The 12,904-nt window shown below is 37.0% G+C and carries 9 protein-coding genes; all 9 read right to left on the bottom strand.

What is annotated here, in order from left to right; all coding sequences use genetic code 11:
- Nucleotides 1–17: 17 nt before the first annotated feature.
- Entirely contained in the window at nucleotides 18–818 is an 801-nt protein-coding gene (locus AC0KSB_RS03975; RefSeq protein ID WP_472306919.1) for a beta-keto acid cleavage family enzyme, read from the bottom strand.
- A 12-nt stretch (nucleotides 819–830) separates the two neighbouring features.
- Complete coding sequence (locus tag AC0KSB_RS03970) at nucleotides 831–1,496, bottom strand: aspartate/glutamate racemase family protein (RefSeq protein WP_472306918.1); 666 nt, start codon at nucleotides 1,494–1,496, stop codon at nucleotides 831–833.
- Nucleotides 1,497–1,549: 53 nt separating this feature from the next.
- Nucleotides 1,550–2,896: a four-carbon acid sugar kinase family protein gene (locus AC0KSB_RS03965; protein WP_472306917.1), complete on the bottom strand. Its 1,347-nt coding sequence runs from the start codon at nucleotides 2,894–2,896 to the stop codon at nucleotides 1,550–1,552.
- Nucleotides 2,897–2,908: 12 nt separating this feature from the next.
- The gene (locus tag AC0KSB_RS03960) at nucleotides 2,909–6,031 is read right to left on the bottom strand and encodes a glycosyl hydrolase (protein ID WP_472306916.1); all 3,123 of its coding nucleotides are present in this window, start codon (nucleotides 6,029–6,031) and stop codon (nucleotides 2,909–2,911) included.
- Nucleotides 6,032–6,065: 34 nt separating this feature from the next.
- Complete coding sequence (locus tag AC0KSB_RS03955) at nucleotides 6,066–7,577, bottom strand: DUF5605 domain-containing protein (protein WP_472306915.1); 1,512 nt, start codon at nucleotides 7,575–7,577, stop codon at nucleotides 6,066–6,068.
- A gap of 214 nt (nucleotides 7,578–7,791) precedes the next feature.
- Nucleotides 7,792–9,546, bottom strand: coding sequence for an ABC transporter ATP-binding protein (locus AC0KSB_RS03950; RefSeq protein WP_472306914.1), 1,755 nt, complete (start codon nucleotides 9,544–9,546; stop codon nucleotides 7,792–7,794).
- Between the two features lie 195 nt (nucleotides 9,547–9,741).
- Complete coding sequence (locus AC0KSB_RS03945; RefSeq protein WP_472306913.1) at nucleotides 9,742–10,824, bottom strand: aldose 1-epimerase family protein; 1,083 nt, start codon at nucleotides 10,822–10,824, stop codon at nucleotides 9,742–9,744.
- A 5-nt stretch (nucleotides 10,825–10,829) separates the two neighbouring features.
- Nucleotides 10,830–11,870, bottom strand: coding sequence for an ABC transporter permease (locus tag AC0KSB_RS03940; RefSeq protein ID WP_472306912.1), 1,041 nt, complete (start codon nucleotides 11,868–11,870; stop codon nucleotides 10,830–10,832).
- Entirely contained in the window at nucleotides 11,870–12,895 is a 1,026-nt protein-coding gene (locus AC0KSB_RS03935; protein ID WP_472306911.1) for an ABC transporter permease, read from the bottom strand. Before AC0KSB_RS03935 ends, AC0KSB_RS03940 begins: the two co-directional genes overlap by 1 nt.
- Between the last annotated feature and the right edge of the window lie 9 nt (nucleotides 12,896–12,904).

Below are 12,904 nucleotides of genomic sequence, written 5' to 3'. Positions count from 1 at the left end.
TCCGGCGAAAAAACATATCATCTGTTTTTTGAATTTATAATTTCTCTGGCCTGATCAGGTGTAGCAACTTCAAGCCCCATAACTTTTATTAATGAAGCCAGCCTTGCTACAAGCTGATGATTATAATCGGCATTTACATCACCTTCAAGCCAATGACTGTCTTCAAATCCTATGCGTACCAGCGAAGCACCCATTGCGATCGCAGCCGCTAAAAAAGTCCAGTTATCTCTGCCAAAATGTGTAACTCCCCAGAGTGAATCAGGTGGTAAAAAGGATCTAAAAGCTGTCAAGGCTTCAATTGTTGGCGGCAATCCACCTTTATGTCCAAAAACGAGATTAAAAAGAATGGGCTCTCTAAAAGGCTGTTCTTGCCGCATCAATTGAATATTATTTATCATACCTATATCAAACACTTCAATTTCAGGAACTATTTTTTTTGCAAAACATTTATGAGCACAATATCTTATATCGTCAAAGCTGTTGATATACACATATTCTCCCAAGTTTGTAGTTCCTCCATTAAGAGACGCAGTCTCAACAAATGGATATTCCAGCGGATTGCAGCGCTGTTTTATATTCATATCGGATATACCGCCAGTAGAAGCCTGAACTATAATATCCCCACGACTACGAATTTTATCAAAACAGCTGGAAAAAAAAGAAATATCTTCTGTAAGTTTTCCCGCTTTGTTTTTACAATGCAAATGACAGACAGAAGCACCTTCTTTTATGCAACTAGCAAGATCTTCTGCCAGCAAATCAGGATCTATAGGAGCCGGCCCTGGTGATGGCGCAACAGAAATGATTATTTTTCTCATAGTTCCCTCCTGCTACTTCGTTAAATCGAGCATTTTCTTATACGCTTCTTCATAACCAGACAAACCTAGTTTAAGAACAGGAATATCATATTCCGGATGCTCTACCAAAGCCATTGAAAGCTGTGCCAATATAATTACATCTACTTTCCCGGACATCTCAGCAAGTTTTTTCCTCACCTTGTCATCATGCAAGGATCTGTCACCGTTCATTAATGCGTCAAAAGCACCTTCCGCAACGGAAATTTCTATTTCAGGCGAAGCTCCAAGACCTTCTGCAACACGCAAAATAGTATTTCTAACCGGCTCAGCACTAGTAGCAAGAGAAGATAGTATCCCTATTTTTTTACCAGTAGTTACTGCTTCGAAAGCTACAGGTTCTTCAATACTAATAACTGGAACAGAAATGAGCTCTTTTAATTTATTGGTCACAGAATTGACTGACGTACAAGTAACAAGTATTGCATCTGCACCTGCATCTACTGCCGAAAGCATATAATTATACATTCTTCGTGCAACAGCAGGCGTCGGCGCACCTGCAGCCTGCGTTTCTACTATTAGAGAACTATCTGCGATGTCCATCTGTTCGACTTCAGGATACTTTTTTATAAAAGGCCTTGTAAAAGGAATTGTCATAAGTTCCATAAATTTATCGGATGTATGAAGTGTGCATAATTTCATGTTTTTTCTCTCCCTTTTTCTAAAACAGCTTTGGCTGATGTTTTTGAAGTGATTCATAATTTATCTTGCAAATTTACCCCTTCAAGTTCTGCAGTAATATTTTTCAAAGCATACTCATCCCCTACATTACCCGGGAAAATAATGTACGGTATTCCAGGGAAAAGGCTTTCTTCTCCCGTTTTCCAAACAGGTATTCCTGGTGCGACCTGACCTGCTGCCAGAGCTCTTTTTACACCCAAGGCTTTTACGCCGATATCACTGGAAGTTATTCCTCCTTTGGCAATAATATATGAAGGACGACATTTTATTGTCGACACAACACTCTGAAAAGCCTCCGAGATTTCAACAGATCTTGCCAGAGCCTGCTCAGGAGAATCATTATCAACTTCTAACAAGTTTCTAGATGTGTAGACTACAGCTGTCTGTCCATTTGCTACAGCAATATCACATTCTTTAGCAACCCTTTGAGCTTCCTCATGAATTCTTTTTGCCAATACAGTATCTGTTTTAAATTCTATAAAACAAAGATTAGGTATTTCTTTTACGTGGTTTAGCTGAGCAGTAGTCTTCGTCGTGTGTGAGCCTACCATAATAAGTCCTTTGCCTTCTGAAATTACTCCCAGAAGATCTTCTCTTTTCAAATATGGTTTTGGACTAATACGAGCAAAAGAGCGTACAAAAGAAGCAGCTGTCCTATACATAAATCTTTTGCCTGATTTAATTACAAAATGCAGCACTTCACAGAAAAAATCGAGTTCATTGTAATTAGTAGCATTTACTATTACACGCCTATATCCTGATACATTAAGCAACTGATTAGCTATGATATCTTTTTCTTTTTTCCTGATACTATCAAGACTGATAACTGTAATCTCATTTGCTTTTGCCCTGCCCGAAGTTTTTTCCTCTATATATAATCGCAAATCAGAATTTTTGTAGCCAAAAGTTTTATCTTGAGCAAATTCAGTTTCTGCTGCAGGAATCAATTGCTCTTTTTCTCTAACATAGTGAATATTATCAATAGTAAAACGCCCACCTTCCTTGAAAAAAGGTATAAAGATTTCACCATCGAATTTTTTGTTTGAAATCTGTTCAATCTCTTCACGCAAAACGTCTGTTTCCAGAGGATAATGGCCTCTCAGCGTCGAATCACTTCTGCTGATAATAAGATAATCTTCACCGTTCTTTTGAGATATCTCTTCAACATTAAAAGCAATCTCGCAATGAATCTTTCTGGTTTTTTCTTCGCTGAAACTTCTCGAATTTGTTAAAACAAAGAACATATCCCCCGGCTCATTAAAACCGGCACTTATGCTAGTCAAATCCCAGTCCGTGTACACAGGCACATTATGAACAGTCTGAATACCTGTCGGATCATCATCTAAGACAATTATTTTCAAAATTTGCCTCCTCTAATAATCAAATCCAAAATCCACAAAACAGTAGCTATCCGTCCAGAAATTTCTGGTTCTGTCACCAGTTTCTGTAGCATCTGCCTCGCTCTTTCTCTCAACCCATGACCATTTACCGGTAAAGCTCTCAGGGCCGACATTATAGCATTCACCATCAATATGATGATGCGGCCCCAGCAAATTACGGTTTGAAGCAAACAACTCCAGCTCTATTTGATTTTCTCCTTCATGAACATAGTCAGTAATATCAATCTGATAAGGCTGCCACAATAAACTTTCTACTCTTTTTCCATTAACATATAGAATAGACATCGGAGCATTTATTTTGTCAAAGCATAGCAAAATCCTTTCACCTGATTCTTTATAATTTGACTCAAGTTTAACTATCTGACCTATCTTGATCACATCGGCAAAAAAGAGCAATCCTGCGGCAGTAAAATTGCCGTCTACTATCTCTTTAGGTTTTTTATCAATGTAGAAAGGACCATCAGTAATCAAAGCTCTTCTTTCTGCCGGTCTAAAATCATCTTTGCTATAAACACCAAAATCACCAATCAGATAGATATTTTCAATTTCCACATTATATGTAATCCTGTTTATTTCAGTTTCATAAACATTCTCACCATACAAAACATCATAAACATGCTGCGACTGGCTAAACTGTGTTTTTAAGATAATCTGATTTTTCCCCTGTCTGATATGTTCCTTTATACTCTGTGTTTTAAAAGATTTATCTTTCCACCAGCCATCTACCGCCGCTTTTATTTCAAAACCATTTACATTCAGACGGTACTTTTCCAGATCTTCAACCACAATCCTAATATTTTCACAAGCCGATATGTCCTCAGCAACAAACTGAAACTTTAACTCAACATCACAGGCCTGTTTGAGATCTAACAGAATATTTTGCAGTTTTATTACAGGAACAGGCCCAACCCAGTTGCCATCATCTATTTTGTACTCACAATAATCAAGAGTCATGGCATTTTCACCCATGCTGTAGATATGCCATTTTTTTGCAGGATTTATAATCTTCTTTTTTGTATTTTCACTGGACAGAGTGTCATGATTTAACTTTTGCAAAGATTTTTCACATAAAGTAATAATATATGAACTTCCCGGCGCAAAATGTAAAGGAAAGCACAAAGCACCATCCATATAAGAGTGATCTATTTCAGATTTTGCTCCGTTTTCCGCATTCCAGAGAATAATTTTTTCGGCCTTTTTATTTACTTTTACAGAAGTATTATATGCTTTATCAAGGCTGTGATTAACAAAGTATAGTAATGTGCCATCTGCAATATCCCTTTGCTGATAACTTATATCGGCAGCCTCAACCGATTCTGATGTAACACTGACTGCTGCCAAATCATGCTTTTCAAGATATGAGCGCAATGCACCTATATCAATACTGATGATCCGTTTCAATAAATCTTCAAGGTCTTTAGCATCACCATCTGTATATTCAGGCAAAATACCTGTGGAGATAACAGTACCGCCGACAGCTAAAAAGTCCAAAAGAAGTTTTACTGTTGCAGCTGAAACCGCAAACATCGCAGGTAAAATTACTGTGGCATAACCAACTTCTCCCACTTTAAGACTGCCGTTTTCTACACTGCCGTAACGACTCATTATTCTCTCATCACCAAGATGATAGCTTATATGATCTGAGTTCATTTTCTGACATGTTTCTGTAAAAGTATCATCAAGTAATTTTATTCCCTCGGTTCTTGTTCCATCATAGGCAATATATCCACTTCTAAGTGGATGCAACAAAAGAACATCCGCCGACTGAGTACCCTCGGACAAAGCAACACATACACGACCCAGATAGTCATTAAAAGACTTATACTCCGACCACCATGATTGCTGAACAAAAAGAGAGGGTGGATAATCCCTTTTGCGCACACCTCTTATCGTATATCCTTGAAGATGCTGACATATCTGATTAACCCCATTTACAAACTGCCACTCAGCAATCTGTTTTAACTCTGCAAAAGACACATCCCATCCACACAAGGCAAAAGATTCTGTAAGAACCTGTTTGCGGCCAAGCTGTGCAGCAACCGAACCTACTTGCTTTGCAATCACAGGCGATGAAATAGTACGTCTTAACCAATCAATTCCAGGCACATGCATATATTCATAAAATGGCATAACCCCACCTGTGCTGGTCATTTGACTAAAAATACTTTCTTCCATCATTATATGACCTGTAACCTGACAATCATGTAATTCGCACCAATCATATATTGTTTTCATATAATTCTCGGCAAAAAGATCATTTACACATTTCCAGAATTTAAAACGATGCTTACGATAATCACCGCACTGCATAAATAATGACGGCAGATGATCTCTTATATCATAGCCATTTTCGCTTTGGAAAGCATTTATTATCTCTTCTGACCAAGCAAGATCTCCAGGTCTATTACATGGTAATCTCGGCTCATCGGTAAAAAAACCTTTCATTACTTTGCCAAAATCAGCACCAAATCTTTTATAATATTCCTGATGAGTCTTTTGCAGGAAAGCATCCACAGCGCCCTTATTTAAAGTATCGATATAATATTTACTGGTATGTCTCCAGACTACAATGATTTTTTCACCTTGGCACGGTATATTATTGTCAGCATAAATTTGATTATCTTGATCATCAGCCGAACTGCTTAAAAAATCAACTTTAAGTTTTCTGTATTGATTGTTTAATTCATTATAAAGATATATTGCAATAATTTTATGTTCAGCAGTTTCTTGTTCTATTTCCTGATAATTTGCATATAAGCTCATAGTCATAAAACGGCTGTGATAATTTTCACTTATTTCTGGCACAAGACCTCCGGCAAAACCACTTGGCCAGCCTTCTTCATCATAAATCCAGGCCTCCATATCTTGCTTTTCTGCTTCAGAAATACCGGCAGCAATGCAATCAAACCATTCTTTGCTTAAGTATTTAGTTTTAAGACCTGATCTGGCATGCATAAAAAAGCCACCTATACCTACTTGCTTCATCTGTTTGATCTGATCGGTTAATTCATCCACTTGCAGATGGTCATTCCATGACCAAAAAGGAATAGGTCTATATCTGCTCTCAGGATTAGAAAAAGATTTATCAAGACTCATTTTATTCACCTCTATGATCTTATGATCTTAAATTTTATTTATCGACTTCAATAATTCTTATAGCAATGAATTCTTTTGCCGGAAGATCAATTGTAAAGCAGCCACTATGAACTCCTCGATTTTCAATAGTCATATCCCAGGTATCAATTACCTCAACCTGATAGTTTTTTTCAGCAGGAAACTCAAAGCTTCTGAAAGATGGTCTTGTTCTGCCGGTATAAAACAAATAATACTTATTCTTGAATCCCGGATGCGCAGCCGTAGCAGAATTATCTTCCCAGCGCCGTATATTGGCTGGTTCTAACCCAAGGCCAGGTACCTCTTCCAGTATTTTGAGCATAAAAGCTATTCTTGGCGAACTTTCTCCATTTAAACGCCCTCCATGTGACCACCAGAGAACATTCTGTGGATTAACAAATGTTTCTCCATGCCCACAATAACCGCCTCTAACAAGAGCAGTCCAAAATAAACGAATCAGTTCCTGTCCTGTAAGATTACCCCATGACCAGTTAATATCACCCTCATAACCAGCCTCATCTATTACAATCGGTTTACCATATTGTTCACGCCATTTTATTGTATTTGCCGCCGATAGATATATTTCATTTCTCTGAATACTACAATGAGTTATCCAGGGACGAGTATAATCGTAGAAAGGCTTACAATTATGAATTGAACGCAAATGTCCATAAGGATCTTTTTGACATATTACCGAAGCAATATGCTCCCAATCCTCAATATTTTTATGCTGACAAAGATCATATTCATTTGCCAAAGACCACCAGACATTGCGAAATGCTGCAAATCTGGCAATAACATAATTGAGATAAAATTCATTATCTTCTTTACTCATGCAGGAAAAACCCCAGCGGTCATAGGGATGGAAAAGAATCAGATCCGCTTCAATACCAAGTTTTTGCAGATCCTTTATCCGCTCCTCCAAGGTTTGAAAATGTTCTGGAATAAAACGCTTGAAATCCCATGAATTATCGGAATTTTGCGGCAGAAAACTCTCAAAATTTTCTTTTGTTAAATCAGTAATATCACATGCCTTACCTTCATAAGGATAAGTAGCCGGCTCATATAAATTATAATCATAATGCTTAGGGAAAATACAAAAACGAATTTTATTAAAAGGCGAATTTTTCAGACTTTCCAGAGTTTGCTGCTGTTGCGTTTGTTTTTGATGAGTCCAGGCATAGCAGGTAGTACCAATAGGATAATAGGGTTTACCATCATCATATGTAAAATGAAAACCTGAAGTTCTAACTATGCCATGATTATTTGAGGAAGCGTCTATAACCTCAAAAAAACCTTTTGTTTTTTCATCCGAAAAATTACCGCTGATTTCATATTCATATTTACCGATAAAAGAAGGCATAAATCGTATTATATATTCGTCATCGCCATTGTAGAAACCGTCTACTGTTTTGCTTTCCAATTCAGATTGAAAACAGCCTTTTATTTTATAATCAGTAAATGGATTGCCATCTGATTTACCCTTTAATTTAAGTTCAAAGGCACCCCATTTTTCAATTGTTTTCATTAGATATCCCTCCGCTAAATATACTTATGATAGTCTGGCTATATTCAGGCTATAAGAAAGATAACTAAATTTCAACGGCTTTCTTTTAAATTAATTTAAAAAAAGCCGTTTTATAACAATTAATTTATTAAAATAAGTTTATTATTGAAAAAAGTCGAAAGAAACCGCTACATAAAGCTGTCAGCCGTTAAATCACAAATCAGTCCGGCAATTTTTATAAATTCTGATAAAGACTATATAGCTTGCTGTATTCACCTTTTTTCTCAATCAGTTCCTCATGAGTACCCGCTTCAACAATGCCTTTTTCAGTCAAAACAAGAATTCTATCTGCGTTTCTTACAGTTGTGAGTCTGTGTGCAATGGTAAAAGTTGTTCTCCCTTTAGATAGTTTCTCCAACGATTTTTGAACCAGCATTTCACTTTCATTATCCAGCGCTGATGTTGCTTCATCCAAAATAAGCACAGGAGGATTTTTCAGAAAAAGCCGGGCGATAGATATTCTCTGTTTTTGACCACCAGAAAGTTTGACGCCTCTTTCACCAACATATGTATCATAATCATTGGGCAGAGACATAATAAATTCATGCGCACCTGCAAGTTTAGCCGCTTCAACAACCTTTTCTCTATCTGCCTCCAGCCGTCCATAAAGAATATTGTCAGCAATAGTGCCGCTAAACAAATAAACATCCTGCTGAACCACACCTATGTTTTTCCTTAAGGAAGAAATTTTTATATTTTTAATGTTAACGCCATCTAATAGTATCTCTCCATTTTTAATATCATAAAATCTTGGAATAAGGCTGCACATCGTTGTTTTACCACCACCAGATGGTCCTACAATAGCGATATTTTCACCTTTTTTCACTTCAGCATTTATATTTTCAAGAACATTGTTCATTCCATCAACATAGGAAAAGCAGACATTATTAAAACTGACATGTCCCTTAACATCTTCAATATCCATTGCATCAGGCTCATCTTTTATATCAACAGGAATATCCATTATTTCGTAAAAGCGTTCAATACCTGTTATGCCCTTCTGAAATTGTTCGGTATATTCGACAATTTTTCTAACCGATGCAAGCAAAGTTGTAATATAAAGCAAAAAAGCTATCATATCACCGGAATCGATGCTTCCTATAATCATAAGATAAGAGCCCATGATTATAACAACTACATACATGAGTCCATCAAAAAAGCGCGTACCTGCCTGAAATCTTGCCATATACTTATAAGCTTCACTTTTAATATTCAAAAACTGGCGATTGCCCTCTTCAAATTTGGTAGTTTCAAGGCCTTCATTGGCAAAAGCTTTTACTACTCTGATGCCCAATAAACTGTCCTCAAGAGTCGAATTCAGCTGCCCTATACGCATTCTTGATTTCTTAAAAGCTTTTTTCATTTTTCTTCGGAAAAGCAAAGACGAAATAAACATAAGAGGCAGCAGAGCAAAGATAATTAATGTAAACCAGAGATTTATATTTGCAAGAATAATAAACGAACCAATTATTTTAATTGCCGCAATAAAATACTCTTCCGGACAATGATGAGAAAACTCAGTCACATCAAAAAGATCATTTGTTACTCTGGACATAATGTCACCGGTTTTCGCATTATCATAAAAAGTAAAGGACAGCTTTTGCAAATGAGCAAAAAAGTCATTACGCATATCAGCCTCAATTTTTGCACCCATCACATGTCCTGTATAAGCCATATAATAATTGACAATAGTATCCACTATCCTCAAAAACAAATACAGAAAACCTAGTCTTATGACTGATGGCAACAATAAAGAAAGATCTCCCGATATCGCTTCATTTGTTATGTACCTTATTATAATTGGAAAAATCATCTCGCAGACTGTTGATAGTCCTGCACACATCAAGTCCATAATCAAAATGGAAACATATGGTTTATAATATTGGGAAAATCGTTTAAATAAATTAAGCCCACTTGTTACAAGCGCCAAAATAATCACCTCTTAATTAATCATTCTATATCCCTATAATGTTATCATCGAGGTATCTATTTAGCAATTTGACTTAAATTTTCGCTAATAATTCACAAAAATCCCTGACAACATTTGCATAACATTTATTGTCAGGGATCCTTAAAATTTTATTTGTTAGATTTAATTATTGCCAGAATAAGGTTCTGTCAAAATTCATTTCTTAAAATTACTACTTATTTCAGAAGCACGCTTATTTATATTGTCAAGATCATCATATATTTTAAAAACGAACCCAGTATTTACTTTGGCATAACCCTCAACAGAAGTCATCCCTTCTAACTCCAGCTCAGCTTTACGACCTCTAAGCAGACTGGTTGAAGGCATTACACCAAGAGCATAATCGCCAGAACCCATAGATTTCCACTCTATCAGATAGGGCAGTACTTTCGCCTCATAACTCAGCTCTACAGCCAGCTTCAGTTTACGGTTAATTATCATCGTATGGCAAATACCATTACTATCAGCAGGCAGCTTGTGAAAATAAAGATGCTCCGGATAATCTTCCTGCGGCGCAATCATATGAAAGCAATTATCAAGGTTTTCTTTAGACCAATCAGTCCTTGCTTCTGTCTCAGTTCCTGTCGGCACAATGATTTCTGTACCTTCGTCAAGGAAAGGATAACCAAAATTAACATGGTACAAAATAGAGAATTTACTTTCATATGCGGTTTCATTTTCGACAACATCATTTACGGCAAAAGAATTGCTATTAAGTTCTGTAGTTATATTTCTGGTCATAGTAAGATTATGCATAAACAAACGTGATTCACGTGAACGCCCTGCAAGTCTGATCTTGAAAATATCAGCATCATCAAAAGCAGCCTCTGCTGCAAAATTATCAACACTCATAACTCCAATTCTGCCATGCAGCGGATTAAATAATCCGTCATCGGTTGTATTTTCCGGACCGGAATTCATAAGACCGGATGTATACATCATTCCTCCACAAGCTTGCCCTAGAAATTCGTTTGCAGCATGGAGAACCCTCTCAGGAGATGTTAAACCATTTTTATAAAAGTAAGCCAGATTAATACCCTTATATTCCAACTCATATATGTCCATATTCCGGCCTTCAAGAACAGTAAAATCAAGTCCACTACCATTTTTTACGCGAACTGCTGGAATATTACGGCCATTACCATCATTGTAGGCAAATCTGGTCACTCCTGATACCTGTTTTACCATACCGGTGTGACGCAATATTTCTTTTTTACTCAAATTTGCATAATCGTTCATTTTAGTCACCTCTTGCTGACTGCTTTTTTGCTATCAGGTTTTGGCAGTTTTATTTTCTTATTATCGGTAAAGTAATTCAGCACCATAACTGCTATCAGAACTCCACCCCAGATAAGAGGTATATAGAAACTGCTGATCTGAGGGAATCTGTTAAGTCCGGATGAGAGCATCTGCAAAACAGCAATTGCCAGAACAACGCCGCCAATTCTGCCTTTGCCACCAGTAGGACTAATTCCACCAAGCACAACAATAAGAACACACTGCAATGTATACACAGTACCATAATCGGCTCTGGCGGAATTATAATTACCGAGCATCACAACACCTGCAAGTGCCGCTGCTATGCCTGATAACAAATAGGTCTTAATAAGAAGTCTATCTGTTTTAAGTCCACTAAACCGCGCTGCATTAATATTCGTACCTAACATATAAAGTTTTGTTCCATATGTTGTTTTTGTTAGAAGGAATGCTATAACCGCTGTCATAATTGCAAAAATAATCAGTTGCATAGGAATAAAGCCAAATAATCTACCTGATATTGTTGCTGAATAGACTTCAGGAAAACCACTGATTGCTTTACCTTGAGTCAAAATAATCGCAATACCAGTAAATAATTCATATGTACCTAAAGTAGCCAAAATAGGAGGTATTTTAACTTTTGCCACAAGAAAGCCGTTAAACAATCCTGCTAAAGCACCTACTGCAATACCACAAATTACTGCAACCGGAATGCCGTAAGCCGGCAGATTACCATTTGCATCTACCATGGTTTTAAGAACAATCCCCGTCGTAATCGAAGAAAAATTAGCAACACCTACAACAGATAAATCTATTCCACCGGTTATCATGCAAAGCATAATACCTAGCGCCATCAGTCCAAACTCTGGAAATTGAGCTGCCATAGTCTGGAAATTAATAAGGCTGTAGAAGGATTTAAATCTGAATATAGCCATAAAAGCCATCCACAAAATCATTATCGCCAGCAGTCTGGAAATATAAACATCTTTATTAATCAGACCAACAATGCCTTTTTTCTTTGTATTCATCAGACAGCCCTCCTTTTCTTAGCAACAGAAGTACTGCTGGTAGCTTTTGTAACCTGATATGCGCTGACACCTGTTCCTATAATAATCAACATACCAAGGAAGAAACCTTGCCAGAAAGTTGGTACACCCAATAGAATCAATGAATTCTGTACCATAACTATCAGTATTGTACCAAGCATGCATCCTGTAAGGCTTCCTGATCCACCGGTTATAGAAGTTCCGCCAAGAACAATACCTGCAATTATCATCATCTCCATGCCTAACATATTAGTAGGATGAGCCTGGGTCATCATGCATACACGAATCAAACCTGCCAGACTGGCGATCATTCCGACACCAACATAAAGCATAAACTTAATAAATTTGACATTAAATCCAGCTCTGTATGCACTTATCTCATTACCTCCGATAGCATAAATACCTCTGCCAAACATTGTATATTTCAAAAGAAAGAAGGCGAGAATCAAAACTACCAAAAGAACTATAAAGGCAACAGGCATTCTTGAAGTCAATCCAGATTGAGGATTTCTTGCTACGAAAAGTGCTGAAGTACCAAAAGAAGACATCCCTTTTGGAATAACAGCAATTTGTACTGAATTCAGTACCCCTTGCATAATTCCCTTAAAAACACTTGAAGCTCCCAATGTAACTATCAAAGGAGGCAGACTAAAAAGCGAGATAAGCACACCATTGAAAGCTCCCAATATTGCACCAAAAACCAATACCATAATTATTGGCAAAAACATTCCGCCTTCATAATTCTGGTCAACAAGATATCTGGTAGTAGCATACATACTCAAAGAAGCAAGTGCCGGGAAGGAAACATCAATACCGCCTGAAAGAAGCACCATAAATGCTCCGATAGCAAAAAGTCCCGGAACAATCAGCGCAGAAGCCAGATCCACAATATTATTAGGAGTGAAAAACTGACCTGATCTAAGCTGTATTACTATACTAAGAAGAACAATAACCAAAAATATATATGTTTCATTACTTTGAGAAAGTTTTTTAACCAGTTTAGTCATTCTTACCAC

The sequence above is a fragment of the Ercella succinigenes genome, assembly GCF_900002895.1.
Note: the sequence above shows the minus strand (reverse complement) of the source record. Positions and strands in the feature narration are given on the sequence as shown.

Excerpts from the sequence above, each read along its gene's own strand:
- AC0KSB_RS03960 (WP_472306916.1), bottom strand. The coding sequence starts at position 6,031 with ATGAGTCTTGATAAATCTTTTTCTAATCCTGAGAGCAGATATAGACCT.
- AC0KSB_RS03945 (WP_472306913.1), bottom strand. The coding sequence starts at position 10,824 with ATGAACGATTATGCAAATTTGAGTAAAAAAGAAATATTGCGTCACACC.
- AC0KSB_RS03940 (WP_472306912.1), bottom strand. The coding sequence starts at position 11,870 with ATGAATACAAAGAAAAAAGGCATTGTTGGTCTGATTAATAAAGATGTT.
- AC0KSB_RS03975 (WP_472306919.1), bottom strand. The coding sequence starts at position 818 with ATGAGAAAAATAATCATTTCTGTTGCGCCATCACCAGGGCCGGCTCCT.
- AC0KSB_RS03970 (WP_472306918.1), bottom strand. The coding sequence starts at position 1,496 with ATGAAATTATGCACACTTCATACATCCGATAAATTTATGGAACTTATG.
- AC0KSB_RS03935 (WP_472306911.1), bottom strand. The coding sequence starts at position 12,895 with ATGACTAAACTGGTTAAAAAACTTTCTCAAAGTAATGAAACATATATA.
- AC0KSB_RS03955 (WP_472306915.1), bottom strand. The coding sequence starts at position 7,577 with ATGAAAACAATTGAAAAATGGGGTGCCTTTGAACTTAAATTAAAGGGT.